The organism is Allomuricauda sp. CP2A, from assembly GCF_001683915.1.
Classification (GTDB): Bacteria; Bacteroidota; Bacteroidia; order Flavobacteriales; family Flavobacteriaceae; genus Flagellimonas.
Window position 1 is genome coordinate 13231 of record NZ_LXTT01000067.1, and the last position, 26488, is coordinate 39718.

The 26488-nt window shown below is 43.5% G+C and carries 28 protein-coding genes; 9 read left to right on the plus strand and 19 right to left on the minus strand.

Annotation, left to right across the window (positions count from 1 at the left end; translation table 11 throughout):
- Positions 1–9: 9 nt before the first annotated feature.
- The 7 genes from murD to mraZ all read right to left on the minus strand — a co-directional run bounded on the left by murD (position 10) and on the right by mraZ (position 7910).
- Entirely contained in the window at positions 10–1344 is a 1335-nt protein-coding gene (gene murD, locus A7D14_RS07825) for a UDP-N-acetylmuramoyl-L-alanine--D-glutamate ligase (protein ID WP_067032423.1), read from the minus strand.
- On the minus strand, positions 1345–2565 hold the full coding sequence (gene mraY, locus A7D14_RS07830; protein WP_067032426.1) for a phospho-N-acetylmuramoyl-pentapeptide-transferase: 1221 nt from the start codon (positions 2563–2565) through the stop codon (positions 1345–1347). It lies immediately after the preceding gene.
- 81 nt (positions 2566–2646) lie between these two features.
- Entirely contained in the window at positions 2647–4110 is a 1464-nt protein-coding gene (locus A7D14_RS07835; RefSeq protein ID WP_067032429.1) for a UDP-N-acetylmuramoyl-L-alanyl-D-glutamate--2,6-diaminopimelate ligase, read from the minus strand.
- Positions 4107–6116: a penicillin-binding protein gene (locus tag A7D14_RS07840; protein WP_067032433.1), complete on the minus strand. Its 2010-nt coding sequence runs from the start codon at positions 6114–6116 to the stop codon at positions 4107–4109. Before A7D14_RS07840 ends, A7D14_RS07835 begins: the two co-directional genes overlap by 4 nt.
- Positions 6116–6433, minus strand: coding sequence for an FtsL-like putative cell division protein (locus A7D14_RS07845; protein WP_067032436.1), 318 nt, complete (start codon positions 6431–6433; stop codon positions 6116–6118). Before A7D14_RS07845 ends, A7D14_RS07840 begins: the two co-directional genes overlap by 1 nt.
- A gap of 126 nt (positions 6434–6559) precedes the next feature.
- Positions 6560–7462, minus strand: coding sequence for a 16S rRNA (cytosine(1402)-N(4))-methyltransferase RsmH (rsmH, locus tag A7D14_RS07850; protein WP_067032439.1), 903 nt, complete (start codon positions 7460–7462; stop codon positions 6560–6562).
- Complete coding sequence (gene mraZ / locus A7D14_RS07855; protein ID WP_067032442.1) at positions 7455–7910, minus strand: division/cell wall cluster transcriptional repressor MraZ; 456 nt, start codon at positions 7908–7910, stop codon at positions 7455–7457. The genes rsmH and mraZ overlap by 8 nt, the downstream gene beginning before the upstream one ends.
- Before the next feature lie 266 nt (positions 7911–8176).
- Between mraZ and A7D14_RS07860 the strand changes: the two genes are divergently transcribed.
- From A7D14_RS07860 to A7D14_RS07870, 3 genes are all read left to right on the plus strand, one after another.
- Positions 8177–8941 (plus strand): alpha/beta fold hydrolase, encoded by a 765-nt coding sequence (locus A7D14_RS07860; protein ID WP_067032445.1) that lies wholly within the window; start codon positions 8177–8179, stop codon positions 8939–8941.
- Positions 8942–8992: 51 nt separating this feature from the next.
- A complete protein-coding gene (yihA, locus tag A7D14_RS07865) occupies positions 8993–9604 on the plus strand; it encodes a ribosome biogenesis GTP-binding protein YihA/YsxC (protein WP_067032447.1) in 612 nt (203 codons plus the stop codon).
- Positions 9605–9718: 114 nt separating this feature from the next.
- Positions 9719–10447, plus strand: a complete 729-nt coding sequence (locus A7D14_RS07870; protein ID WP_067032449.1) for a pirin family protein — start codon at positions 9719–9721, stop codon at positions 10445–10447.
- A gap of 26 nt (positions 10448–10473) precedes the next feature.
- Here A7D14_RS07870 and A7D14_RS07875 read toward each other — a convergent pair whose 3' ends face one another.
- The 3 genes from A7D14_RS07875 to gldB form a co-directional block, all read right to left on the minus strand.
- Entirely contained in the window at positions 10474–10863 is a 390-nt protein-coding gene (locus A7D14_RS07875) for a GTPase (RefSeq protein ID WP_067032452.1), read from the minus strand.
- A gap of 79 nt (positions 10864–10942) precedes the next feature.
- Entirely contained in the window at positions 10943–11281 is a 339-nt protein-coding gene (gene gldC, locus A7D14_RS07880; RefSeq protein WP_067032455.1) for a gliding motility protein GldC, read from the minus strand.
- Positions 11281–12270: a gliding motility lipoprotein GldB gene (gene gldB, locus A7D14_RS07885; protein ID WP_067032458.1), complete on the minus strand. Its 990-nt coding sequence runs from the start codon at positions 12268–12270 to the stop codon at positions 11281–11283. Before gldB ends, gldC begins: the two co-directional genes overlap by 1 nt.
- Positions 12271–12336: 66 nt before the next feature.
- Between gldB and nadE the strand changes: the two genes are divergently transcribed.
- Positions 12337–13125, plus strand: coding sequence for an NAD(+) synthase (nadE, locus tag A7D14_RS07890; protein WP_067032461.1), 789 nt, complete (start codon positions 12337–12339; stop codon positions 13123–13125).
- Positions 13126–13283: 158 nt separating this feature from the next.
- The gene (locus A7D14_RS07895; protein ID WP_067032463.1) at positions 13284–13913 is read left to right on the plus strand and encodes a response regulator transcription factor; all 630 of its coding nucleotides are present in this window, start codon (positions 13284–13286) and stop codon (positions 13911–13913) included.
- A gap of 58 nt (positions 13914–13971) precedes the next feature.
- Here the strand turns inward: A7D14_RS07895 and dnaG are convergent, their stop codons facing one another.
- Positions 13972–15945, minus strand: coding sequence for a DNA primase (dnaG, locus tag A7D14_RS07900; protein WP_067032465.1), 1974 nt, complete (start codon positions 15943–15945; stop codon positions 13972–13974).
- A 168-nt stretch (positions 15946–16113) separates the two neighbouring features.
- On the opposite strand from dnaG, the gene A7D14_RS07905 reads away from it, so the two are divergent.
- Both A7D14_RS07905 and A7D14_RS07910 read left to right on the plus strand, forming a co-directional pair.
- A complete protein-coding gene (locus tag A7D14_RS07905) occupies positions 16114–17964 on the plus strand; it encodes a Xaa-Pro dipeptidyl-peptidase (RefSeq protein ID WP_067032554.1) in 1851 nt (616 codons plus the stop codon).
- Positions 17965–17978: 14 nt separating this feature from the next.
- On the plus strand, positions 17979–18287 hold the full coding sequence (locus A7D14_RS07910; protein ID WP_067032468.1) for a phosphoribosylpyrophosphate synthetase: 309 nt from the start codon (positions 17979–17981) through the stop codon (positions 18285–18287).
- 2 nt (positions 18288–18289) lie between these two features.
- Here A7D14_RS07910 and A7D14_RS07915 read toward each other — a convergent pair whose 3' ends face one another.
- Entirely contained in the window at positions 18290–18919 is a 630-nt protein-coding gene (locus A7D14_RS07915) for a 2OG-Fe(II) oxygenase (protein WP_255307415.1), read from the minus strand.
- A 121-nt stretch (positions 18920–19040) separates the two neighbouring features.
- Between A7D14_RS07915 and A7D14_RS07920 the strand changes: the two genes are divergently transcribed.
- Positions 19041–19283, plus strand: coding sequence for a zinc-ribbon domain-containing protein (locus A7D14_RS07920; RefSeq protein ID WP_067032471.1), 243 nt, complete (start codon positions 19041–19043; stop codon positions 19281–19283).
- Positions 19284–19291: 8 nt separating this feature from the next.
- Here the strand turns inward: A7D14_RS07920 and A7D14_RS07925 are convergent, their stop codons facing one another.
- From A7D14_RS07925 to rsgA, 7 genes are all read right to left on the minus strand, one after another.
- Entirely contained in the window at positions 19292–20266 is a 975-nt protein-coding gene (locus A7D14_RS07925) for a polyprenyl synthetase family protein (RefSeq protein ID WP_067032474.1), read from the minus strand.
- Positions 20267–20550: 284 nt separating this feature from the next.
- Positions 20551–21591 carry a 23S rRNA (adenine(2503)-C(2))-methyltransferase RlmN gene (rlmN, locus tag A7D14_RS07930; protein WP_067032477.1) on the minus strand — a complete coding sequence of 347 codons (1041 nt, stop codon included), beginning with the start codon at positions 21589–21591 and terminating at the stop codon, positions 20551–20553.
- A gap of 76 nt (positions 21592–21667) precedes the next feature.
- Positions 21668–22717, minus strand: coding sequence for a tRNA preQ1(34) S-adenosylmethionine ribosyltransferase-isomerase QueA (gene queA / locus A7D14_RS07935; protein WP_067032480.1), 1050 nt, complete (start codon positions 22715–22717; stop codon positions 21668–21670).
- Between the two features lie 86 nt (positions 22718–22803).
- Entirely contained in the window at positions 22804–24033 is a 1230-nt protein-coding gene (locus A7D14_RS07940; protein WP_067032482.1) for a 3-phosphoshikimate 1-carboxyvinyltransferase, read from the minus strand.
- 71 nt (positions 24034–24104) lie between these two features.
- A complete protein-coding gene (locus A7D14_RS07945) occupies positions 24105–24431 on the minus strand; it encodes a nucleotide pyrophosphohydrolase (RefSeq protein ID WP_067032486.1) in 327 nt (108 codons plus the stop codon).
- Positions 24431–24883 carry a D-aminoacyl-tRNA deacylase gene (gene dtd, locus A7D14_RS07950; protein ID WP_067032489.1) on the minus strand — a complete coding sequence of 151 codons (453 nt, stop codon included), beginning with the start codon at positions 24881–24883 and terminating at the stop codon, positions 24431–24433. The genes A7D14_RS07945 and dtd overlap by 1 nt, the downstream gene beginning before the upstream one ends.
- Positions 24880–25821: a ribosome small subunit-dependent GTPase A gene (rsgA, locus tag A7D14_RS07955; protein WP_067032493.1), complete on the minus strand. Its 942-nt coding sequence runs from the start codon at positions 25819–25821 to the stop codon at positions 24880–24882. The genes dtd and rsgA overlap by 4 nt, the downstream gene beginning before the upstream one ends.
- Positions 25822–25914: 93 nt before the next feature.
- On the opposite strand from rsgA, the gene A7D14_RS07960 reads away from it, so the two are divergent.
- The gene (locus A7D14_RS07960; protein WP_067032496.1) at positions 25915–26355 is read left to right on the plus strand and encodes a hypothetical protein; all 441 of its coding nucleotides are present in this window, start codon (positions 25915–25917) and stop codon (positions 26353–26355) included.
- Positions 26356–26488 lie beyond the last annotated feature (133 nt).

Sequence of the window (26488 nt, forward strand, 5' to 3'; positions counted from 1 at the left end):
TTATTGGTTTTATAGATTCTTTACTGCTGCTTTAAATTGATCGCCTCTATCCTCATAGTTTTGAAAAAGGTCGAAACTGGCACAAGCCGGGGACAGCAAAACTGAATCGCCACGTTCCGCAATTTTATAGGCCACTTTTACGGCTTCTTCCATGGAATAGGTTTCTACCATCAAATCAATGACATTGCCAAAGGCATCAATTAATTTGGAATTGTCCATGCCCAAACAGACGATGGCCTTCACTTTTTCCCGAACCAAAGGCATCAACTCAGCATAATTATTGCCCTTGTCCACTCCACCAACAATCCAAACAATGGGTTTTTTAATCCCATCCAAGGCATAAAAAGTGGCATTTACATTGGTTGCCTTGGAGTCGTTGATGTACTCCACATGATTAATCTTTAATACTTTCTCCAGCCTATGGGGCACCCCCTGAAAAGACTGGATACTCTGGCGGATAGTTTCCTTCCTAACCTTCACCAATAGGGCCGCCATACTGGCTGCCATGGTATTTTTTACGTTGTGTTGCCCTTCCAAGGCCAAAATATCTGTACTCATTTCCAAGGTTTTATGTTCTAATTTTATTTTTATCGTTTCGTTTTCCAACCAAGCTCCTTCTTCCAGCTTTTTCTTCACTGAAAAAGGAATCAATTTGGATTGAACTGGGTGGTCTTTCAACCATTCCTGAATCACTTCATCATCTGCATCATAGATCAGATAATCAGTTGTATCATGATTCATGGCGATGCGAAACTTGGATGCGATATAGTTCTCAAATTTGTACTCGTAGCGATCCAAGTGATCTGGTGTTATACTGGTCAGTATGGCGATGTGGGGTTTAAAATCCACAATCCCATCCAACTGAAAACTGCTGATCTCCAACACGTACTGATCAAAATCTTGCTCGGCCACCATTTTGGCATAGCTATCTCCAATGTTTCCTGCCATGCCCACATGCAAACCACCATTCTTTAAAAGATGGTAGGTAAGCATGGTTGTGGTGGTCTTCCCGTTGCTCCCCGTGATTCCGATTAAGGTCGCCTCCGTGTATTTTGAGGCAAATTCAATTTCCGAAATCACCGGAATACCTTTCTCCACCAACGCTTTAACCAAGGGCACCTTATCTGGAATGCCAGGACTTTTCATGACTACATCGGCGTTCATGATCTTAGCCTCTGTATGCTGACCGGACTCCCATTCAATCTCAAAATGTTCAAGAACTTTTCTGTATGCCTCCTTTATTTCGCCTTTGTCTGAAACAAAGACCTCAAATTCTTCTTTTTTCCCTAAAATGGCGGTTCCCACACCGCTTTCTCCTCCGCCAAGTATCACCAAGCGCGCCATCTACCGAATTTTAAGGGTGACAATACTGATGATTGCCAATAAAATTCCAATGATCCAAAAACGGGTCACTATTTTGCTCTCGTGATATAATTTCTTTTGATAATGATGGTGCAACGGCGCCATCAAGAATATGCGTTTTCCTTCACCATATTTCCGCTTGGTATGCTTGAAATACCCCACTTGCACCATTACCGACAAGGACTCCGCAAAGAAGATTCCGCACAGAATGGGAATCAACAATTCTTTACGCACAATAATGGCAATCACGGCAATGACCCCGCCAATGGTCAAACTTCCGGTATCTCCCATAAAAACTTGGGCGGGATAGGCGTTGTACCATAAAAATCCTACCAAGGCACCAACAAAGGCAGCAATGAACACCACCAATTCGCCCACCCTGGGCAGATAAAAAATGTCCAGATAGTTTGAAAATTGAATATTCCCCGAAACCCAGGCAAAAATCCCCAGAGTAAGCACAATTATGGCTGAGGAGCCTGCGGCCAATCCGTCTATACCATCAGTAAGGTTAGCTCCATTGGACACTGCGGTAATGATAAAAATGACTACGGGAATAAAAATCAACCACGCGTATTCTTCCATGCCTTCACCCATCCATGAGATAAAATCAGCATAGTCCAGCTCATTGTTTTTAAAGAAAGGCACATTGGTACGGACAGTTTTGGTCTCTTCACCGAACACTTGCTCAACCTCAAAATTTTGTGTGATTCGGGTGCTGTCCTTCTCTTTTACAGTCACTTGCGGATGGAAGTAAAGGGTTGCCCCTACTATCAACCCCAATACTACTTGACCTGTAACCTTAAACCTACCTTTTAATCCTTTTTTATCTTTTTTGAAGATCTTGATGTAATCATCTATAAATCCAATAATGCCCATCCATATGGTAGTGATGACCAAAAGAATCACATAAATGTTCTCCACATCTGCAAAGAGGAGTACTGGGATAAGCGTAGACCAAATAATGATCAAACCGCCCATGGTGGGTGTCCCTGCCTTTTGTTTTTGCCCTTCAAGTCCTAAATCGCGAACAGTTTCACCAATCTGCTTTTTCTGCAAAAACAGGATAATGCGCTTTCCGTAGACCATGGCGATCAAAAGAGACAACAAGACCGACATGGCCGCTCTAAAGGTGAGGAACTGAAAGAGTCCCGCCCCGGGCAGTTGGTATTGTTTCTCTAAATATTCGAACAAGTAGTACAGCATTGTTAGACTTTAGATGTGAGACGCAAGAGAAAAGGTGCTTGAAATAGCCCTTTTTGACACTTGCTTCTTATTTCCATTTTATTATTTGTTTAGGCTGTTCAAGGCCTCTTTTACTTCTTTTAAATCATCAAAATCTACCCGAATCCCATTGGTTTCCTGATAGGTTTCGTGTCCTTTTCCCGCCACTAGGATGATATCATTGGCAGCGGCCAACTTACACGCCGTTTTTATGGCCTGCTTTCGGTTTTCAATGGACAATACTTTTGTGACATTCTGCGCTTCCACCCCGGCTTCCATCTCTTCAATAATGGCTGCTGGCGATTCCGTTCTGGGGTTGTCTGAGGTAAAAATGGCCTGATTGCTCATTTCGGAAGCGATATGACCCATAACCGGACGCTTAGACTTATCACGGTCACCACCGCACCCCACTACGGTGATGACGTTTTCATTTCCAGTCCTCAATGCATTGATAGTGATCAATACATTTTTTAGTGCATCCGGCGTATGGGCATAATCAACAATAGCCGTTATTTTCTTTTTCGATATGTAATATTGAAACCGTCCATCAACGGTCTCCAATTCACTCATTAACCGTAGGATTTCAATTTTTTCCAATCCCAAAATATCCGCAGTGGCATAAATGGCCAGAAGGTTGTAGGCATTAAAATCACCGATCAATTTTGACCACAATTCGTTATCATCCAATTTCAACAATTGACCGTTGAACTGCCGTTCCAAAATCTGGGCCCTGTAATCTGCGTAGGATTTTAGGGCATAGGTATATTTTTTGGCCTTGGTGTTCTGCAACATCACCAAGCCGTTCTTATCGTCTATGTTCACCAATGCAAAAGCGGTCTTTGGAAGCCCATCGAACAATTTCTTCTTGGTATCCCGATAGTCTGCAAAGGTTTTGTGATAGTCCAAATGGTCATGGCTCAAATTGGTGAAAATGGCTCCAGTAAAGTGCAATCCTTCGGCTCTTTTTTGATGGATTCCATGCGAACTCACTTCCATAAAACAGAATTCCACCCCAGCAGCATTCATTTTTACCAAATAATCGTTTATGGTGATGACATCTGGTGTGGTATGGGTGGCAGGATATTCCGTATCGTCCACCATAACTTTTATGGTAGAGAGCAGCCCAACTTTGTAGCCTGCTTTCTTGAACAAATTGTACAGTAAGGTACTTACGGTGGTTTTTCCGTTGGTACCGGTAACCCCGACCAACTTTAAGTTTTTGCTAGGATTATCAAAATAATTGGCCGCTATTATGGCCAACGCACTGTTGCAATCGGGAACTTTTAGGTAGGTTATGCCGTCAATCAACAGCTCTGGCAATTCCTCACAGACAATGGCCCTTGCACCAGCCTCCACTGCTTTTTGAATGAAGTTGTGCCCATCGGTCACTGTGCCACGGACCGCAATGAAGACATCGTCCATTTCCACTTTTCGGGAATCGAAATGGATTTGGTTGACCATAACGTTGGTATCTCCGCTCACTGCGGAAAGGCTTACACCATATAATATGTCCTTCAACAACTTCATGAAAGTTCCAGTACTATTTTTTTTACTTTTTTAATATCTGTTCCTTTATCAATGGACTGTTTTTTCACTTTTCCATTTCCGTGCACCTCTACCTCCAGCCCTAGATTTTCCAATAGGGAAACGGCATCCATTCCTGTCATCCCTTTCACATCGGGAACCGTATTGTATTTCTTTTGAACCTGCGCATAATATTGCTGATAGTTCTCTTCCAAAGTCTTTTCGTCATAGACTTTCTCCTCAACTTCGTCCACCAGGGGTGAAATGGCATGGATTTTCTGGGCCATGGACTTAAACACCGGCCCGGAAACATCAGCACCATAATAGCCTTCTTCCTTGTCCGGCTCGTGGATGATCACAATACAGGAATATTTTGGATTGTCTGCCGGAAAATATCCCGCAAATGAGGAGATATACGCCAGCTTATCCGGATTCTTTTCCACATAATTTTTTTGTGTGGTCCCTGTTTTGCCCGCCATGGAAAAGTTTTTGGAATACAGTTTATGACCTGTTCCATAGTCCTTTTCCACCACCTCTTTCATCAATTGCTGTACTTTTTTTACGGTTTCTTGGGAACAGATGGAGGAATTCAACACCTGTCTATCAAACTTTTTAACAACTTTACTGCCTTCCCGAACTTCTTTGATCAATCTTGGTTTCACGTATTCCCCATCATTGGCAATGGCATTGTAAAAGGCCAAGGTCTGCATGGGGGTTAGGGACACTTCATACCCATGTGACATCCATCCCAAAGAAATTCCAGACCACCCTTTGTCCCCGGGGTAACGTATCACAGGGTCTCCCTCACCAATGATTGGCAATCCCAACTTTTTGTGAAGGCCCATGTTCATCAGTCGGTTTACAAATTTTTCGGGTTGTTCTTTGTAGTTCTCGTTAATAATCTTGGCGAAAGCGGTATTGGAGGAAACCTCAAAGGCTTTGGCCACAGATATTTTTCCATAACCGCCCCATTTTGAATCTTTTACCACCCCATCATAAATGCGATACCTTCCCTTTTCGGTATCGATGACCGTACTGGTGTCCACAACTTTGTCTTCCAAGGCCGCCACAAGCGACATCAACTTAAAAGTGGAACCGGGTTCATGGGATTCCCCAACGGCGTAGTTCAGCTTTTCATAATATTTTCCTTCGGAAGTACGTCCCAAATTGGAAATGGCCTTAACCTCCCCGGTCTTGGTTTCCATGACCACCACACAACCATGGTCGGCCTTGTATTTTTCCAACTGGGCCAAAAGTTCGTGATGGGCAATATCCTGAATGTTGATATCGATGGTGGACACCACATCCAAACCATCTTGCGGCTCCACAATATTGTCCAACCCTACGGGTTTCCACTGGCCTTTGGCTATTCTTTGCTTTAAACGCTTGCCTTCCCGTCCCCTTAAATAGGATTCTCCAAAAGCGCCATCCAGACCCACACGGGTATAGTATCCATTTTCATCCACACGCTCGTAGCCAATGCTTCTTGCCGCCATTTTACCCAAGGGGTATTCCCTGACTACTCGATGCGTTTCAATAAATCCACCTTTATAAGGCCCCAAGCTGAAGAGTGGGAATTGTTTTATCCGTACATAATCCAAGTAATCCACATTGCGGGCCACCAACTTATATCGGTTTGCATTTGCTCTCGCCTTACGAAACAACTGTCGGTAGTGGGACGAAGGCTTATTGAACATTTGACCCAAAGAATCCGAAAGCGGTCCTACATATTTTTGAAAGTTTTCTTCGGAAACGGTCTTGGCATCAAACCGAATCTCATATTTTGGCACGGATGCGGCCAACAGACTCCCATCCTCAGAATATAGATTGCCACGATTGGGCTCAATGGTGAACATCTTCTCCGTTTTGCTGAGGGCGAGTTCCTTGTACTCCTCCCCTTTCACCATTTGTATATCCACCAGCTTCACCACCACGGCAATGGACAAAACAAGCAGTCCCCCGGCTACGAGGTACAGTCTGTTCATGATATTTTTTTCAGATATCGCCACTACTCTGCTGATTTTACTTTTATTTTTCTAGGTGGATTTTCGGATGGAACCAGACCTTGGTCGGCCACTTCTTTGCGCAATGTGGACTCCAATTTTAACTGTTGTACTTCCGATCTTCCCTCAACAAACTCACTGCGCAATTTTCTTACTTCTTCATTCAAGGCAGCGATTTCCAATACTTTTTTATCGGCACGGTGACTGCTCGAAATCATCAAAGCGGCCAAGAAAGAGGCATACAACAAAAACATCCAGTTCTTGGGAGCATCCCCGCTCACCAAAAACTTTCCTTTTAAAATGTCCAGTAATCCCTTTTTCATCCCTGTGTTTCCTTTATCATTCCCGCATAGGCGGGAATCCACCTTTCTTTATCTTTCGACTGCCTGCCCCCTCACGCTTCGGCTCCCTGCCCGTCCGGCAGGCGGGCGCTCAGCGTCCCAGAACTATTAAACTTTTTCCGCAATGCGGAGCTTTGCACTTCTCGCCCTGTTGTTCCGGGCTATTTCTTCTGCTGATGGCACAATCAACCCTCCTACTTTTTTCAAGGGAACATTTATATTCCCATAAAAATCCTTTTCCGGCTCTCCTTCAAACTTCCCGGCTCGTATGAAGCGTTTCACCAATCTATCTTCCAAGGAGTGGTAACTGATCAGGCTCAATCGGCCACCTTGCTCCAAAACCTCTGGCACTTGGAGCAAAAACTCCTTCAGCACCTCAATTTCTTGGTTCACCTCAATACGGATGGCCTGATAGATCTGCGCCAAAATCTTGTTCTCCTTCATTTTGGGAAGAAATCGTGCCAACACCGTTTTGAGCTGGTCCGTGGTTTTGATTGTTACCTGCGACCTTGCCTCCACAATGACCTTGGCCATGGCTTTTGCGTTACGCAACTCACCATATTGGAACAAGACCGACGCTAAATCTTCTTGGGAATATGAATTGACCACTTCGAAGGCGGACAATTCATCGTTTCTGTTCATCCGCATGTCCAAATCCGCATTGAAGCGTGTGGAAAAACCGCGGCTTGCCTCATCAAACTGATGGGAAGAAACCCCAAAATCTGCCAGGATTCCATCAACTTTCCGAATGCCATAGAACTTTAAATATTGCTTGAGATACCGAAAGTTTTGGTTGATCAGTTGAAATCGTTCGTCATCAATGGCATTTTGCAACGCGTCCTCGTCTTGGTCAAATGCGAACAACTTTCCTTCATCGCCCAATCGTTTCAATATTTCAGTGGAGTGCCCTCCGCCACCAAAGGTGACATCCACATACACTCCATTTGGTTTTATGTTCAATCCGTCTACCGATTCTTGTAACAGCACCGGATTGTGGTATGAACTATTCATCGTCATCAAAAATCTCTTCCGCTAGATCGGCATAGTCCTTCTCTCCTTCGGCCAAGACTTTTTCATATTTGTCCTTGTCCCAAATCTCTATCTTGTCAAAAACAGCGTTGAGCACCACTTCCTTTTCAATCCCAGCAAAATCCACAAGGTTTTTGGGTATCTGCAATCTTCCGGAATCCCCATCAATAGCGACTTCTTTCATCCCAGCCACAAAGTTTCGAACAAAGGCATCGTACTTTCGGTTGATCTTGCTTTTCTTCATTACCTTCTGCATCAGAACATCAAACTCCTGCTTGGGATACAGCTCCAAACACTGTTGGAAAACAGACCTCTTGATCACAAACCCTTCCTTCAGCACGGGCAACAACTGATTCTTCAAAGAAATGGGCAATAAAACCCTCCCTTTGGAATCTGCTTTGCAATCATGTTGTCCTATGATATGGGTCACTAGAAATCAATTGGTTACTTATTACAACTCAAATATATAGATTTTATTTCCACATTTCTCCACTTAATGACACTTTTGTTAATAAATTCCCCACTTTTCGGTAAAAAAATGGGATTTTGACCCCAAGAACAGGCTTTCAGATTTTAACATGTGGGATACCCCTGTTCCGGGATACTTAAAAAAGTTGCTCTATGGATAGAAAAAACCTGAAATCCGTGTGATATGAAATTCCTATATTTGCCCCTCTTAGCACCAACTAACTATTGATGGAAGAGCATATCATTGAGGAAGGCAAATACCGATATATAGAAATGGGCGAGGGAACCCCCATGATTATCTTGCATGGTCTCATGGGTGGACTGAGCAACTTTCAAGGGGTCTCGGAATACTTTCCTTCCAAAGGCTATCAGGTATTGATTCCAGAACTGCCCATTTACGATATGCCCCTTCTCAAGACCACGGTGAAGAATTTTGCCAAGTTTTTGGAAGAGTTTATTGAGTTCAAGGGATTAAAGGATGTCATACTTTTGGGAAATTCCCTGGGAGGGCACATTGGCCTGCTCCACACCAAAATGTTCCCTAACATGGTGAAGGCCTTGGTCATTACCGGAAGCTCCGGCCTTTATGAAAGTGCCATGGGCGACGGATATCCCAAGCGTGGCGATTATGAGTTCATCAAAAAGAAGGCCCAGGACGTTTTCTACGACCCCGAAGTGGCCACCAAGGAAATTGTGGACGAGGTTTTTGCCACTGTAAATGACCGCATGAAGTTGGTAAAGACACTGGCCATTGCCAAAAGTGCCATCCGGCATAATATGTCCAAAGATTTACCGCACATGAAAACTCCCACTTGTATTATTTGGGGCGAAAATGATACGGTAACGCCACCCAATGTAGCCAAGGAATTCCACGAACTTTTACCAGATTCCGATTTATTTTGGATAGAAAAATGCGGCCATGCCCCCATGATGGAACACCCAAATGATTTTAACCGCATTCTTGAAGCTTGGCTTGAAAAAAGGGGATTTTAGTCTTAGTTTTAAATCTATCGTCTCAAATCCTGAGTCTAACATCTATTTAAAATGAAAATTACCTCGGCAGAATTTGTAATGAGCAACTCCAACGTGGCCAAATGCCCCAATGAGCCCTTGCCCGAATATGCCTTTATCGGCAGGTCCAACGTAGGGAAATCTTCGCTCATCAATATGTTGATGGAACGCAAGGGTCTGGCCAAAACCTCTGGTCGGCCTGGAAAGACCCAACTCATCAACCATTTTAAGATCAACAATAACTGGTTTTTGGTGGATTTGCCCGGTTATGGCTATGCACGGGTTTCCAAAAAGGATAAAAAGACCTTTCAAAAGTATATCACGGAGTATTTTCAAAAGCGAAAACAATTGGTCTGTGGTTTTGTTTTGGTGGATATACGCCACGACCCCCAACCTGTGGACCTCGAATTCATGGAATGGTTGGGCATGAACCAAATTCCTTTTGCCGTCATTTTTACCAAAGCCGATAAATTAAAACCCGCGGTCATTGAAACTCAGGTCAGTGCCTATTTGAAAAAATTGACGGACAGCGTTTGGGAGGAAGCTCCTCCACATTTTACCACCTCATCTTCCAACCGAATGGGACGTGAAGAACTATTGGACTATATTGATGCCATCAATCAGGATTTTTTCAAGAATCAATAGCACTGTCGGCACGGCCAAAAAAAGGTAAGGAATCAGTAGAGTTTACGACTTAGATTCCAATTAGAAGGATTCAGCCTTCCGTTGTCTTTTTTTCAACTTATAACAGCGAATTACATGAAAACAGTTTTGCACAAAGCCGACACCAGGGGCCATGCCAACCATGGATGGCTGAACAGTCACCATACCTTTAGTTTTGCAGCCTACCAAAACCCGGAACGGATGCATTTTGGGGTCTTGCGTGTATTGAACGATGACCAAGTAGCTCCCGGAAATGGATTTGGGACACATCCTCACGATAATATGGAAATCATCTCCATTCCGCTGGAAGGTGATTTGGAACATAAGGACAGCATGGGCAATGTGGCGACCATAAAGGAAGGTGATGTACAGGTAATGAGCGCCGGCAAGGGTATTTCCCATAGCGAACGCAATAAAAATACCGATAAAGAGGTGAAATTCCTTCAAATATGGGTATTCCCGAACAAACGGAATGTAGAACCCCGTTACGACCAAATCTCCATACGGGATATTGCAAAAGAAAATGCCTTTTACCAAGTGCTGTCACCAAACCCTGAGGATGAAGGGGTGTGGGTTCACCAAGATGCATGGTTTCATTTGGGAAAATTTGATACCGGTTCTACTGACACCTACACTTTTAAAAAAGAAGGAAACGGTGTCTATGCCTTTATTTTGGAAGGTGAAGTGGAAATCAACGGGCAAAAATTGGAAAAAAGGGATGGTTTTGGACTTTGGGAGACAGATTCCCTTGATTTTAAATCCCTTAGCAACAGCAGGGTCTTACTGATGGAAGTCCCCATGAGCCTTGGAAAAATAGGACGATAAAACTCCTGAAATATAGAAATGTCCCTTTATTGGGACATTTTTTTTATGCGTTTCTGTATTGTATCAATCAATTCCTGTGCAGATTGCAGTGCATTCAGCTCTTCGGTGGAAATAAAAAGCTCCAATTCATGCTCGTTTTCCAACAAAACAATGGGAAATGTATATCGGTGGCCAAACTTGCTGGCATAGGTTTTGGCAAATTCATCTTTGTGTAAAAAGGACATGGAGATGTTGCTTTGCTCTCGAAATTTCTTCCAAGCACGATTTTCGGCCATCACACCAAAGGTGATGTCGCACAAATTGCAATCATAGGTGGATGGACTGAACACTTTGTGCATACTATCCAAAATGGCGTTGCGGGCACCCGAATTGGCGTTGTACACAAATAGCAGCTTTTGGTTGGTCTCTGATTTCATTTTCCTAGCTTGAGGTTTGTACCTGTACGATGAGGAAAAAACCTACCGTTCAATGAGTTGGATCAGCCCGTTGATTGGCTTAAAGTTTGTTCAACTCCAATTTTTCGGCAAAGTAGTCGCAAAAATCCTTCATGGTGGCCGTCATCTTTTCGTCTTGGGTGGCCTTCATGAACGTATCGGCCATTGTGGTGAGGGTTTGGTGAAAAAATATCTTCATTTCATCCACGGGCATATCCTTGGTCCATAAATCGATTTTCAAGGATTCCCTGTTCTTACTGTCCCAGACCGAAAGCATCATGGCCTTGGCCTCTTCATTTTCCACGCCACCGTCTTGGGCGGACCAGGTCAACTCCTCAGGAACCCTATTTTCATCCAATCCTACCGTTAATTTAATTTCCGAAGTATGTGTTACCGCCATTATTTTCTGGGTTTGTAATTTGATTCTTTTAAAATTTCATCCGCAGGCATGTCCAAAAGTTGTTGCAAACTGATGGTATTGTTTTCCATGAAGGCCCTTACAATCTGCCAGCCCATATACCTGCCCAATCTTCCGGGGGACTCATTGTCCAGTTCCAAACCAAATTTGGAAAAGGGAGCGGGATCCAAAAATTTCCGATCCAATTGGGAATCTGTGTTGTAGAGCAGTTCCCCTTCAACAAAATACCGCCACATTTGCTCTTCATTGGTCATGGCCCATTCCATTTCCTCTTCGGAATAGCCAATTTTTTGGGCGTCAGAAATGGAGGGAAGCAACTTGTCCTTCAAGTAAAGCTCCTTACCGTAATACACCATTCTGGATAAAAAAGTACGGTTTCTGGGATATAGGAGTACTTTTTTGGCAAAGGCACTGGCCACATCCGAAGTCAGGAATTTTTTATCGAGACCTGCCGCGATATAGCGTTGGATTCCCTCATAAAAGTGATGGTGCTCCCCCAAATAATTATCCAAACCAATCAATAAAAGTGTATCTGTGAGGATAATACGGTCATTGTGCCGCACATCGGAGGTTAGGGTCACGATCTTAGGAGCCGTAAAATCCGGAAAATAGTATTTAATATGTTTAAAAAGAGTCTCCAGCCCCTCAGATTCTTCAGCAAAATCACCGAAGGCCTTGTCCACTTCCTCAGATAACTCAATTTGTAGGGTATCCGATAATTTATTGATCCAAATACTGTCCGCGAACTGTTCTGGAAAAAGGTAAGGGTATTTTTTCTTCAGCTGGGGAATATCTTCAGGAGTGGCGTTGGCAAACTCGCGATCAAACCGTAAAATTTGTAGATCCATGGGGACTTTGGAAATTTCCTCTGCCGTTTTATCGGTTTCCTTGCATCCACCGAACACGAGAACCATCAGAAAAATCAACCCGAAAATCCCAAATTGGATAAAGTATTTCAACGACCTCTTCATTTTTTAGGTGACAGGGTTTAAATTTACAGGGCACAAAGGTAATTTAATGAATCTAAATAGTACGATATGCAAACAGAAAAGGTAATTGCCCATATAGTGGACTGGCTAAAAAATTATGCCACAAATGCCAAATGCAAGGGTTTTGTGATAGGGGTGTCCGGAGGAATAGATTCTGCGGTGACCTCAACCCTTTGTGCCAAAACGGGGTTGGACCTTTTATGCGTAGAAATGCCCATTCACCAAGGCAAGGACCAAGTGACCCGTGCTGATCGGCATATCGACTGGCTTATGGAAAATTTTCCCAATGTTTCCCGTCAAGACGTAAACCTTACTCCGGTATTTGATAGTTTGGTGGCCGCATTTCCCAAGGTTGACACGGAAGAAGAACGTTTTATGTCACTGGCCAATACCCGGGCAAGACTGCGAATGACCACGCTTTATTACTTTGCGGCCTTAAAAGGGTATCTGGTTGCCGGAACAGGAAACAAGGTTGAGGATTTTGGGATTGGCTTCTATACCAAATATGGTGATGGTGGCGTTGACCTGAGCCCAATTGCTGATTTGGTAAAAACTGAGGTATACGAAGTTGGAAGGGTATTGGGTGTGAACCAAGATATTATGGAAGCCCCGCCCACGGATGGGCTTTGGGGCGACAGCAGAACGGACGAGGACCAAATTGGGGCAACCTACCCAGAATTGGAATGGGCCATGAAAATGGATGGGAAAGGAAAGACCATTGAGGATTTTTCCGATAGGGAAAAAGAAGTTTTCGCTATCTATAAACGATACAATACTGCCAACAAACACAAGATGATTCCCATACCCATTTGTGAGATTCCAAGTGCCCTAAAATGACCTTTTGACCCAAAAAACCCAGTTTAAAACGAAAAAAACCATAGAAATTCTAGGGTTTTAAGAAAAAAATTTCAGTTTTACGTCATCAAATTGTTATCTTGCCTGCTATGTTACGTAAGTAATTAGCTAATCAACAATTTTAAGTAAACTCAAACCGAATGATAAAAGTATTGATTGCTGACAATCATCCCATTGTCAGGCTTGGTATAAAACAAGTGCTCGAGTCCAGCCCAGATATTGAAGTCATTGCAGATGTTTCCACCACCTCAGAATTATTCGAAACATTAAATAAAGTAGCTCCAGATGTTGTCATCTTGGAAATGGATATTCCAGAGATAAACGGAATTGCTACTTTACGAAAGATGAAACTGGAATTTCCGAATGTAAAAACCTTAATGTACAGCGGCCAATCGGAGGACGTTTATGCCTTGAGCACCATTAGAGCAGGTGCATTTGGCTACCTTTCAAAAACAGCAGATCTGGATTATATCATATCTGCCGTGAAAAAGGTGAATGAAGGCAATATGTTCATCACCAATGAACTGGCACAGCGCCTTGCCTTTGATGAAGGCACACAAAAACCCAGAAGGTTCTTTAGAAAATTGTCTTCTAGAGAGGTAGAGGTATTAAAATTATTGGCCAGCGGAAAGCGAAACAAGGAAGTGGCCGAAGGACTCAACCTCAATGAAAAAACCGTAAGTACCTATAAAGCCCGTTTAATGAAAAAATTGAACGTGGATAATTTGGTGGACCTGTTACAGCAAGCCAAAGCTTTGGAACTTTATTAAATAACCAATCCAAACTAACTAAAGTAGATCCCGGGCAATTAGTCCGGGATTTTTTGTCTTAGGAAAGTACCCTGTTCAGCTTGGCGTTCAACAATTTGTTCAATTGAAGGTAGTTGACAATTTCTTCCAAAACCTCAGTATTGTCCCCATTCTGATCCTGGGTTTGTTCCTGCAATTTTTGAATGCGACTTTTGATCAAATTACATCGCAAGGTAAGAATGGTCTCCCCCACCAACTGTGCCACTCCGAGTTTCTTTTCCTTTGGGTAAATATCTTTTCGTTCCCAATCATGAAGCACGTACTGTTCCTCTTCCATAAGGATTGATGATATTTCCGGAACCATTTCTTGGTCCAACTCCATCATGAAGGTATTCACAGTAAAGGCTTCATTTTCGTTCAAGTTTTCAATGAGCTTGTAATAAATAATTCTGAATTGCTCATTGGTCAACTCAATTTCATCTTCCTGAAGGTCCAAAAACACCTTCTCATATACTTTGGCTTCCACCACCTCAGGCTCCAAAACCAATTCCCCTTCTTCATTTTCCTTCAAAACCAGATCCTCAAACTCTTGCTGCTGATTTCCATATAACAAGAGTACTTCAATAATTTTTCGTTCCAGCTCATAAAGCACATCCACCTTTTCAACCACAGGGTCGTTTTTGACCACTTCAAAGGTTCTCTGCTCCTGTTTCTGCTTTTTGTTGGCGTCTGTTAGCTGTTTCTTGTCTATCTGGGCCAAGGTATTATAAAGGACTTCCTCAGAAATCTGCATGATCTTGGCACATTCCTGAATGTAGATTTCCTTTTGGATACGATCTGGAATCTTACTGATGCTGTTCACGATATCCCGGACCGTATCGGCCCGTTTTATAGGATCATTGGCCGCTTCTTTGGCCAAGAGGGAGGTCTTGAACTGGATAAAATCCTTGGCATTTTCTTCCAGATAAAGCACCAAGTCCTCATATGTGTTGTTCTTGGCAAAACTATCAGGGTCTTCCCCCTCTGGAAAAGTGCAGACCTTTACGTTCATGCCTTGTTCCAAGATCAAATCAATACCGCGAAGGGAAGCCCGCAATCCCGCCGCATCCCCATCAAAAAGCACAGTGATGTTCTTAGTAAGCCGGTTGATCAATCTGATTTGTTCCGGGGTCAAAGCCGTACCACTGGAAGAAACCACATTCTCTACCCCACGTTGGTACATTTGGATAACATCGGTATACCCTTCCACCAAATAGCAGTTATCTTCTTTGGCAATGGCCTGTTTTGCATAGTAGATGCCGTAAAGCACCTTGCTTTTATGGTAAATCTCACTTTCAGGGGAGTTGAGATATTTGGCCGCTTTTTTATCATTGCCCAAAATTCGACCTCCAAAACCCAAGACCCTCCCACTCATGGAATGAATGGGAAACATGACCCGTCCCTTAAAACGATCAAAGGTTTTGGCATTACCTTCGGTTTGCTCTTTTACAATGGTCAAACCAGTTTTTTCCAAAAATTCCAATTGATACCCTTCATCCAAAGCCATTTTGGTAAAAGCTTCCCATTGATCTAAGCTATAACCCAATCCAAACTTTTTTATGGTCTCATCGGTAAAACCGCGCTCTTTAAAATAGCTGAGACCGATGGCCTTCCCGGGTTCGGTTTCCCAAAGGGTCTGTGCAAAATAGTTTTGGGCATATTCCGAGACCAGATACATGCTCTCCCGCTCATTGGCCTGCTCTTTTTGCTCATCGCTTTGCTCGGTCTCCTCTACTTCAATATTGTATTTTTTGGCGAGGTATTTAATGGCTTCCGGGTAGGTAAAATGCTCGTGCTCCATCAAAAAAGCCACGACGTTGCCACCTTTTCCACTACTAAAATCCTTCCAAATCTGTTTTACGGGTGATACCATAAAACTTGGGGTACGTTCATCAGTAAAAGGGCTCAATCCTTTAAAATTAGACCCTGACTTCTTCAACTGTACAAAATCGCCGATCACCTCCTCAACCCGGGCGGTCTCGTACACTTGATCAATGGTGGTTTTGTTAATCAATGGGAAAATGGTTTTTAGCAGCTTCTAAAGGTAAATAAAAACAAAATTTTGGGGAATCCAATACCAAGATAGCCCTTCAATATTTATTATCTTAGAAGCATATTGTATGATGCCCGTTTTCTACGATTTGGGTATCAACACTGAATTGAAATACGCAAAGAATAGATGATGCAGAAAAAACAACTCCATTTACTCCTATTTATTTCCTTTTTCTTGATGGGCAGCTTTGGCATTCAGGCCCAGTTGGCTGAAAAGGCCAGCCCTATTTTTGACAACGGGGAAGCCCAAGTGGTGGAAGCTTTTTCCGATCCGGTAAAATGGATTCGGCACGACTTATGGGTAGAGACCACATTTGATTCGGATGGGGATGGAAAATTGGATAGAATGCATGTGGATGTCACGCGTCCCGAGCAAACCGAGACCGAAGGTTTAAAACTTCCTGTCATTTATGAATCCAGCCCTTACTATGCAGGTACTGCAGGTTTGGGTGATGGTATCTTTTGGGATGTAAAACACGAACTGGGCGAAGCTGGAAAACCTAGACAGCACCCAGAAGTGCAACGCATCGGGGAACGCCCTGTCATTTCCAATTCCCAAACCCGGACATGGGTCCCAAGGGGCTATATTGTGGTACACTCCTCTTCTCCGGGAACGGGTCTTTCAGATGGTGCCCCAACGGTGGGTGGCGATAACGAGTCACTTGCTCCCAAAGCCGTCATCGATTGGCTATGCGGACGGGCCAAGGGATACACGGAGCGAGATGGAAACGAAGAAGTAAAAGCCTATTGGTCCACAGGAAAAGTGGGGATGACCGGCACCTCGTATAACGGAACGTTGCCCCTAGCTGCCGCAACAACCGGGGTTGAGGGTTTGGAAGCCATAATTCCAATCGCTCCCAATACTTCTTACTATCATTACTATCGTTCCAACGGGTTGGTTCGCTCCCCAGGTGGGTATCTCGGAGAGGACATTGATGTGCTCTATGATTTTATCCATAGTGGTGATGAGGCCAAAAGAGCCCGAAACAATAAAGTTGTTCGTGATACTGAAATGAAAAACGGGCAGGACCGTGTTACAGGAGATTATAATAATTTTTGGGCCCAACGCGATTATTTGAACGATATGGCTCCGATGAAGGCCGCATTGTTGATGTCGCACGGATTCAACGACTGGAACGTTATGCCCGAGCATAGTTATAGAATTTATGACAAGGCCAGGGAAATGGGACTTCCTGTCCAAATTTATTATCACCAAAACGGGCATGGCGGTCCGCCACCCTTGGAAATGATGAACCGTTGGTTCACCCGTTATCTGTTTGGGGTGGAAAATGGGGTGGAAAACGACCCAAAAGCTTGGATTGTCCGTGAGGATGACGAAAGGGACCATCCCACATCCTACAAGGATTATCCAAACCCAAATGCTTCGGATGTGACTTTGTTTCTAACCAAGGGGGCTCCTGGGCGCGGAGGGTTAACAAGCAACAAACCCGCAAAACAAGGTAAGGAAACCTTGGTGGACAACTATTCCTTTTCGGGGTCTGCACTCGCTCAAGCCGAAATTACCGATCACCGCCTGATTTATGTTTCTCCTCCATTGCAACAGGATATCCACATTTCCGGTATCCCAAAAATTACGGTGAAGTTATCCAGCAGCAAACCGGCGGCCAATCTTTCGGTTTGGTTGGTATCTCTTCCTTGGAACGACGGTAGGAGGACAAAAATCACTGACAATATCATTACCCGTGGATGGGCCGACCCCCAAAATCACCAATCACTGACCAAAAGCAAACCTCTGGTTCCCCATAAATTCTACGAAGTCACTTTCGATTTAATGCCTGATGACCAAGTTATTTCTGCCGGGCAGCAGATTGGATTGATGATTTTCTCCAGCGACAAGGAATTTACGCTATGGCCGGAACCGGGCACCGAGTTGACCGTGGATTTGGACGCCACCACAATTACATTGCCCGTGGTTGGAGGTAAAGAATCTTACATAAAGGCAACCTACACAAATGAATGAAAAAATAATGTAACATGAAAAAATATAATTTTGATACGCTTTCAGAAGCGGTTAACACCCTCACCAAAGATGGGTTTACTGAAGATTTTGAGGCCGAGAACGACTTCATAAAAGCACTGTATTCCAAAAGGCAGTACCAACCGAGCGAACTTAAAATTTTAAGTTCTTATCGTTTTGAAGGTATGACCAACCCCGGTGATCAATCCACTGTATTTGCGATTGAGGCCGGTGATGGCACCAAAGGCACCTTGGTCATGTCCTATAGTGCGGAACATGGTCAGAATGTGGAGCTCATTCGACAAATACCCAGTCATAAAGACTGAATTTACCCCAAGAATCGCCCAAGAGCAGAAGGTTGATACAACAACCATCCTGTTACACTAAACCGACTTTTGTGTGCTTGGAGTACGGCATGGGGCACCTCTGCGCTTTTAAACATCACACATCTGGCAGCCAAGGGCTCAACCAAGAAGCTGGAACCATCTTTTTCAAAAATTTCCAATTCCCCGCCATCCCCTTTTTGCCATGCATCATTAAAATAGATGATTACGGAAATCATTCGGTTGTTCCTATTTTCAAATTGATCTAAATGCTTGTCGTAATGTCCGCCGGAGGGGTAATGGGCCAAATGGAATTCATATCCTGAAAGACTCAAATAACAATAGCGATTGAACATAAAAACAATTTCATCCAACAAATTCCAAAAAGGTTGCAACCGTACATCCCTTTTTCGATCCAACCAATAGGTAAAATCGCCCCTAATATTTTTATTGATTTGGTTATCCGAGTTTGTTCCAATTCCCGCTTTCGTAAAATCTGAGAGCTTTCCAAGAAAAAAAGATTTGACCTCAGCATACAATGTATCCTGAAAAAAATGGTCAATGACCACATAATCCTTACCGGAGAGGTCGTCCATCCAAGAAAACCATTGCTCCAAACTGTGATATGTCTTCAAGTGCTAAAAAATGTGCGCGAATGTAGAAAATAATTCAAAGCGAAATGATGTGTGTATATCTTTTATCATGACAAAGAAACCTATACCTTAGTACAACAATTTCTAAACTTTATCATTACGCATGATTCTTTTCTTTGGAAGCAGACCGGGCAAAAAGGAAACCAAAACCCTAAGAAATGTAACCTGCCCACATTGCCAACAAATGGATACTTTAACGGTTACTTGCCAGCCTAATTATGCCCATTTGTTCTGGATTCCCATTTTTACCATCAACAATGTGCGATATGCAGAATGTTCCCATTGCAAACGGGTTTATTACAAGGAAGAATTTACACCGGAAATGGAACAGGCGCTTTCCTCATGACAACTGGATTATTTTTTACGGTCAACCACGTAGTTCACCATTAAGGTAAGAGCACTTTTATATTCAGAATCTGGATAATTATCCAAAATGGCCAAGGCCTCGTCCTTAAATTCCAACATTTTGGTCACGGCGTAATCCAACCCACCTTTTTCCTTGACATAGGATATCACTTCTTTTACCCTTTTCTTGTTTTTGTTGTGGTTTTTGATGGAGTTGATAAGCCATTTTTTCTTTTCCTTGTCGCTGTTGTTGAGGGCGTAAATCAATGGAAGGGTCATTTTCTGTTCCTTAATGTCAATTCCTGTAGGTTTTCCAATCTTTTCAGCGCCATAATCAAATAGGTCGTCTTTGATTTGGAATGCCATACCGCAGAGTTCCCCAAATTTTCGAAAAGTTTCCACCTCATCCGAATCAGGTTTTACGGAACAGGCCCCCATACTACAACAGGCGGCAATCAGTGTTGCTGTTTTTTGTCGGATGATATCATAATACACCTCTTCGGTAATATCCAAAAGTCGGGCTTTTTCAATCTGGAGCAATTCGCCCTCACTCATGTCCCGAACGGCATTGGAAATAATATGAAGCAGGTCATAATCCTTGTTCTCCAGCGAGACCAAAAGTCCTTTGGAAAACAAAAAATCCCCCACCAAAACGGCAATCTTGTTCTTCCACAAAGCATTGATGGAAAAAAAGCCCCGCCGTTTGTTGCTATCGTCGACCACATCATCATGGACCAAACTTGCCGTGTGTATCAACTCAATGATGGATGCTCCGGTATAGGTTCGCTCGTTCACTTCCCCATTGAGCAGCTTGGCTGTTAAAAAAACGAACATGGGCCGCATTTGCTTGCCCTTTCGGTTCACAATGTAATAGGTAATTCTGTTGAACAAAGCCACTTTGGACGACATGGATTTGAGAAACTTCTCCTCAAAAAGTTCCATTTCATCCTCAACGGGCTCCCTAATCTGAGAAACTATCTTCAACGTAACAGGTTTGGCGAATTTGGTTTTAAAAGCCTAAAAGTAGGGAAAATGATAGAGTTGGTGGAAGTATCCTTTAAGATTTAAGTCAGCAGAACGAAAGTATCGGCAAGATGCAGGGTTATTGGTTAATGGTTAATGGTTAATGGTTAATGGTTAATGGTTGATGGTTAATGGTTAATGGTTAATGGTTAATGGTTAATGGTTAATGGTTAATGGTTAATGGAAATATATATTTTGAAAAACCAATCACCAACTCATAACTCATAACTCTCAACTCCTAAAAACTAACTCTTATTCGCCAACTGTCCACAGGCGGCATCAATATCCTTTCCCCTCGACCTACGCACGGTAACCGTGATTCCATTTTTTTCCAACGTATCTTGATACATTTGTGTGGCAGCCTCAGAAGCTTGCTGGAACTCCCCATCATCAATAGGGTTGTATTCGATTAGATTGACCTTGGATGGAGCAAATTTGCAGAACCTGACCAAGGCATCAACAGCTTCTTGGGTATCATTAATGCCTTGCCAGACCACATATTCATACGTGATCCGGTTTTTGGTCTTGCTGTACCAATATTCCAATGCTTCACGAAGATCTTTTAAGGGAAAAGTGGCATTAAAGGGCATAATGGACGTTCGTACCTCATCGATAGCGGAATGCAAAGAGACAGCCAATTTAAATTTCACTTCCTCATCGGCCATTTTCCGGATCATTTTGGGCACCCCCGATGTGGATAAGGTGATTCTTTTGGGAGACATGCCCAATCCTTCGGGCGAGGTGATCTTATCTATGGCCTGCAACACGTTGTTGTAGTTCATAAGCGGTTCACCCATGCCCATAAAGACAATATTGCTCAGTGGGCGGTCAAAATACAATCGACTTTCATTGTCAATGGCCACCACTTGGTCATAAATCTCATCGGGATTGAGGTTGCGCATCCGTTTTAGTCGGGCTGTGGCACAAAACCGACAGTCCAAACTACACCCCACCTGACTGGAGACACAGGCCGTTGTCCTTGTATCCGTTGGAATCAACACGGATTCCACGATAAGCCCATCGTGCAAGCGCACCGCGTTTTTGATGGTACCATCCGAACTACGCTGCATTTGGTCTACCCGAATGTGGTTGATCACAAAATTATCCTCCAGCATTTGTCGGGTTTCCTTGGAAATATTGGTCATGGCATCAAAGCTGTGGGTGGATTTCTGCCACAGCCATTCATAAACCTGATTGCCGCGGAAGGCCTTATCGCCCTGCGCCACAAAAAAGTCGCGGAGCTGTTCCTTGGTTAATGCACGTATGTCCTTTTTTTTGGTTTCCACAGGATAAAGATAGTCAAGAAAAAATCCCGCTGATTCTGAATCAAACGGGATTTCTGATTATATCAAATTTTCTGATTTACAGAATCAACATGGCATCTCCGTAGGAGTAAAAACGATACCCCTCCAGAATGGCCTGTTTGTATGCTTTTTTGATGAGATCATGACCCGCAAATGCCGATACCATCATCAACAAGGTTGATTTGGGCAAATGGAAATTGGTAATCATGCAGTTGGCAATACTGAATTCATAAGGAGGAAAAATAAACTTGTTGGTCCACCCTTCATGTGTGTTCAAGGTATGTTCAGAGGAGACAGCGCTTTCCAAACCTCGCATTACGGTTGTTCCAACGGCACAAACCCTTTTCTTTTTTAGTTTGGCATTGTTCACAATTTCGGTAGCTTTTTCATCAATCACCAATTCCTCACTGTCCATCTTGTGTTTTGAAAGGTCTTCCACTTCAACGGGATTGAAAGTACCCAAGCCTACGTGCAAGGTAACCTCTGCAAAGTCGATTCCTTTTATTTCCAAACGCTTCAACAAATGCTTGGAGAAATGCAAACCGGCCGTTGGCGCTGCAACCGCCCCTTCATATTTGGCATAAATGGTCTGGTATCTGCTCTCATCCTCCGGTTCAACATCCCTTTTGATGTATTTTGGCAATGGGGTCTGCCCCAATTCACGCAATTTTCTCCTAAAATCGGTATAGGAACCATCATAAAGGAACCGCAAGGTCCTACCTCTGGACGTGGTGTTGTCGATAACCTCGGCCACCAAGCTTTCATCTTCCCCAAAATAGAGCTTGTTCCCTATTCTGATCTTTCTGGCCGGATCCACCAACACATCCCAAAGGCGCTGTTCTTGGTTTAGCTCGCGCAACAAGAAAACCTCAATGCGGGCACCGGTCTTTTCTTTGTTTCCATATAGTCTTGCAGGAAATACCTTGGTGTTGTTCAGCACCATTACATCTCCCTCATCAAAATAATCAATCAGGTCTTTGAACATTTTATGTTCAATTTTTCCAGTATCCCTATGAACTACCATTAGTTTTGACTCGTCCCGGTTTTCCGCGGGATATTCTGCCAATAATTCCTTGGGTAGTTCAAAGTTGAAGTTTGATAATTTCATGTAGACTTATTTTGATTTTTTTCAAAGATGGCAAATATACAACCTCACGATAGGGGATGTCAAGTAATTTGATGATTAAATATGAATTACACTTCTTGAATGCCGATGCCGAGTGCGGTAAGGTCTTTCCAAAAATCGGGATAGGACTTGGAAACCACCCCGGCATCATTGATCATTATATTGGTTCGCAACGCCAGAGGTGCGAAGGCCATGGCCATTCTGTGGTCATTATAGGTGTCTATGGCCACATCGGGTGTAATGGATTGCGTAGGCTGAAGGGTCAAGCTTTCTGAATCAATCCCCACTTTGGCCCCTAATTTTGCGAGCTCCGTCTTTAATGCGCCCAAACGATCGGTTTCCTTGATGGGCAAGGTGTGCAATCCCGTGAGATGGCACCCTATCCCCAATCCCAAACAAGTCACGGAAATGGTCTGTGCAATATCCGGGGCGTTGGAAAGGTCGTATTCCAGATGTGAAGGAATGTCATCCGAAACTTTGGTCAGGGTAATCGTGTTTTCAGAAAAAGTGGTTTCCACCCCAAAATCGGTATAAATTTTGGCCAAAACACTATCGCCTTGCAAAGAGTCTTTTTTGTAGGAAGACAATTGAATCTCCGTTCCCACATTGCATAGTGCCACAATGCTGTAAAAATAGCTGGCCGAACTCCAATCTGATTCCACCACCAAAGTGGTATCTTCAACTGCGTCCTTTGGACTAACCTTAATATGGTTTCCTTCAAAAGAGGTCTGTACTCCAATTTGTTCCAAAAGGGCCAAGGTCATTTTAATATAAGGTACCGAAGTGATCTTCCCCACCAATTCCAATTCCAGTCCATTTTCCAGACTGGGGGCGATCAAAAGAAGGGATGAAATATACTGACTGCTGATATTGGCCGGCAGGGAAACCTTGTTTTTGACCAATTTCTTTCCGGTTATCTTGATGGGTGGGTAACCTTCATTCTTCACATATTGGATATCGGCGCCCAGTTCGCGAAGGGCCTCCACCAAAATTTTGATGGGTCGTTCCTGCATACGCTGTGATCCTGTAAGCACCACTTCCTTACCCTCTTGTGAAGCAAAATAGCCCGTTAAAAATCGCATGGCGGTCCCGGCGTGGTGAATATCCACCTCTCCCGTTGTTTTTTTGAGTCCTTGCTGCATCACCTCGCCGTCATCCGAATTGGAAAGGTTCTGTATTTTCAGGTTGGGAAAAAGTGCCTGAAGCAACAAAGAGCGGTTGGTCTCACTTTTGGAGCCCGTTATCTGAATGCTTTTTTTGATGGTTTTTTCCTGGGGAATGGACAACTGAAGTCTCAATGCTCTTGTAGTTTGAATTGCAGCTCCAAAACTAGAAAAAACACGCCTAATGTCCCCTTAGACAGCCAACTTTATTTGAGCTTTTTGTTATTTTGATGGCGGTCATGGTCCCGTTTGGCCTTTAGGTCCAGTTTTTTGTCAAAGGCTTCCTGAAGATCAATACCGGTTTGGTTGGCCAGACAGAGCACCACAAAGAGTACATCGGCCAGTTCCTCGCCCAGATCTTTGGCTTTATCGGACTCTTTTTCACTTTGTTCCCCATACCTACGGGCGATGATTCGGGCCACTTCCCCAACCTCCTCTGTCAATTGGGCCATATTGGTCAATTCGTTGAAATAGCGTACCCCATGGTTTTGGATCCATTCGTCAACGGCTTTTTGGGCGTTTTCAATATTCATTATTCTCTGTTTTTTGTATCGATTACTATAGTCACTGGACCATCATTCAACAACTCCACTTTCATGTCGGCCCCAAAGATTCCGGTGCCTACTTTTTTTCCCAAATCCTCTTCCAACTTTTGCACAAAAGCTTCATACATGGGAATGGCAATTTCGGGTTTTGAGGCCTTGATGTAGGAAGGCCGGTTTCCTTTTTTGGTCTGGGCGTGCAATGTAAATTGACTTACCACGATAATATCTCCGCCAACATCCAGTACGGAGCGGTTCATCACCCCTGCATCATCATTGAAAATACGCAAATTGGCCACTTTTTTGGACAACCAGTCCCTATCTTCCTTTCCATCGGCATCTTCAATGCCCAACAATACCAACAAACCTGAACCAATGGAAGAAACCACTTGCCCATCCACGGTTACACTGGCTTTTGCAACTCTCTGTATTACTGCCCTCATGATCGTTCCCTATATGGGTTTTCTTCTTCCCCAGTCACCATTTGCACATAACTTCTGTATCGGCTCCAGGCCACCTCATCATTCTCCAAAGCTTCCTTGACAGCACATTTTGGTTCATCCAAATGCAAACAATTGTTGAACTTGCATTCTGATTTTAGTTTGAAGAATTCAGGAAAATAGTCCCCAATCTCATCATCATCCATGTCCACAATCCCGAATCCTTTTATGCCCGGGGTATCAATGATCCTTGCCCCAAAGGAAAGGTCGTACATTTCGGCAAAAGTGGTGGTATGTTGCCCTTGTAGGTGTTGTTCGGAAATTTCTGCGGTCTTCAGCCTTAACCCGGGTTCCAAGGCATTGACCAAGGTGGATTTTCCCACTCCGGAATGTCCGGCGAACATACTTGTCTTACCCTTCATCAATTCCCTTACCTTATCCACATTCTTGCCCTCTTTGGCGGCAATCTCAATGCAAGGGTATCCAATTTTGGAATACAGTTGGACCAAATAATCAACTTCCACCATTTCTTCATCATCATACACATCCATTTTGTTGAACAAGAGCACCACAGGAATTTCATATGCCTCAGCCGTTACCAAAAATCGGTCTATAAAACTGGTAAAGGTGGGGGGATTGTTCAACGTGATCAACAGAAAAACCTGATCTAGGTTGGCCGCAATAATATGGGTCTGCTTGGACAGTTTCACGGATTTTCGGATGATATAATTCTTTCGTTCCCCAATTTTTGAAATCACCCCAACCGTCTCATCCCCTATTGTTTCCAGTTGAAAGACCACATGATCCCCCACAGCTACGGGGTTTGTGCTCTTAATTCCCTGGGTACGGAACTTTCCTTTAATGCGGCATTCGTAAAATTGCCCCTCCTCGGATTTCACAGTATACCAGCTTCCCGTTGATTTATAAACAGTTCCGTTCACTATTTGTTCATATTTTCATTGCAAAGAAACAATAATCCTTCTTTTTGTGCGTATATCTTTGTCTACAGTTTTAACAATCAACAACTTATTATTATGAAAAAAATCATTTTTTCCGCAGTGATAACCCTAGCTGCCGTGTTCAGTATGAGCGCACAACAGTACAAGGTCATCACCAGCGTGGAATCCATAGTGCCCAATGGCCTTGGTAGATCTAGGATCATTAACGCCCTTGAAGATAAGGACTACAAGGAATTTACCAGTGTACAGACCGAAGACGACAACAGTAGGAACAAATCGGACCGAAGTGAAATCCGGGTAAAGAATTTTGAAGAGACCAAATTGTTGAACTTTTACAATATTGGTGGCATCCGCTTTCAGAACATCGCGGCCAATGATGCCGTGATCACTTCCATGATCAACGACATGATCGCCAATGGATGGGAACTGGCCTTTGTGGTGAGTGGTGTGGAAAGTGAAGGTGGTAAAGGTGATGGACAAGGTATTTTTATTACCCGATACATTTTCAAAAAATAACCTTTTGGTTAAAATTTGACACAAAAAGGGGGTGTCTAAAAAGCTCATTACCTGTCAGTTCGAGCGCAGTCGAGAACCTAAATCAAGTCGATAATCAAGAGGTTTCGACTGCGCTCAACCTGACAAAATCAAA

Excerpts from the sequence above, each read along its gene's own strand:
- murD (WP_067032423.1), bottom strand. The coding sequence starts at position 1,344 with ATGGCGCGCTTGGTGATACTTGGCGGAGGAGAAAGCGGTGTGGGAACC.
- A7D14_RS07870 (WP_067032449.1), top strand. The coding sequence starts at position 9,719 with ATGAAAACAGTTTTGCACAAAGCCGACACCAGGGGCCATGCCAACCAT.
- mraY (WP_067032426.1), bottom strand. The coding sequence starts at position 2,565 with ATGCTGTACTACTTGTTCGAATATTTAGAGAAACAATACCAACTGCCC.
- A7D14_RS07875 (WP_067032452.1), bottom strand. The coding sequence starts at position 10,863 with ATGAAATCAGAGACCAACCAAAAGCTGCTATTTGTGTACAACGCCAAT.
- yihA (WP_067032447.1), top strand. The coding sequence starts at position 8,993 with ATGAAAATTACCTCGGCAGAATTTGTAATGAGCAACTCCAACGTGGCC.
- A7D14_RS07835 (WP_067032429.1), bottom strand. The coding sequence starts at position 4,110 with ATGAAGTTGTTGAAGGACATATTATATGGTGTAAGCCTTTCCGCAGTG.
- gldB (WP_067032458.1), bottom strand. The coding sequence starts at position 12,270 with ATGAAGAGGTCGTTGAAATACTTTATCCAATTTGGGATTTTCGGGTTG.
- A7D14_RS07845 (WP_067032436.1), bottom strand. The coding sequence starts at position 6,433 with ATGAAAAAGGGATTACTGGACATTTTAAAAGGAAAGTTTTTGGTGAGC.
- A7D14_RS07860 (WP_067032445.1), top strand. The coding sequence starts at position 8,177 with ATGGAAGAGCATATCATTGAGGAAGGCAAATACCGATATATAGAAATG.
- A7D14_RS07905 (WP_067032554.1), top strand. The coding sequence starts at position 16,114 with ATGCAGAAAAAACAACTCCATTTACTCCTATTTATTTCCTTTTTCTTG.
- nadE (WP_067032461.1), top strand. The coding sequence starts at position 12,337 with ATGCAAACAGAAAAGGTAATTGCCCATATAGTGGACTGGCTAAAAAAT.
- rsmH (WP_067032439.1), bottom strand. The coding sequence starts at position 7,462 with ATGAATAGTTCATACCACAATCCGGTGCTGTTACAAGAATCGGTAGAC.
- A7D14_RS07920 (WP_067032471.1), top strand. The coding sequence starts at position 19,041 with ATGATTCTTTTCTTTGGAAGCAGACCGGGCAAAAAGGAAACCAAAACC.
- A7D14_RS07910 (WP_067032468.1), top strand. The coding sequence starts at position 17,979 with ATGAAAAAATATAATTTTGATACGCTTTCAGAAGCGGTTAACACCCTC.
- gldC (WP_067032455.1), bottom strand. The coding sequence starts at position 11,281 with ATGGCGGTAACACATACTTCGGAAATTAAATTAACGGTAGGATTGGAT.
- dtd (WP_067032489.1), bottom strand. The coding sequence starts at position 24,883 with ATGAGGGCAGTAATACAGAGAGTTGCAAAAGCCAGTGTAACCGTGGAT.
- A7D14_RS07960 (WP_067032496.1), top strand. The coding sequence starts at position 25,915 with ATGAAAAAAATCATTTTTTCCGCAGTGATAACCCTAGCTGCCGTGTTC.
- queA (WP_067032480.1), bottom strand. The coding sequence starts at position 22,717 with ATGAAATTATCAAACTTCAACTTTGAACTACCCAAGGAATTATTGGCA.
- A7D14_RS07945 (WP_067032486.1), bottom strand. The coding sequence starts at position 24,431 with ATGAATATTGAAAACGCCCAAAAAGCCGTTGACGAATGGATCCAAAAC.
- A7D14_RS07895 (WP_067032463.1), top strand. The coding sequence starts at position 13,284 with ATGATAAAAGTATTGATTGCTGACAATCATCCCATTGTCAGGCTTGGT.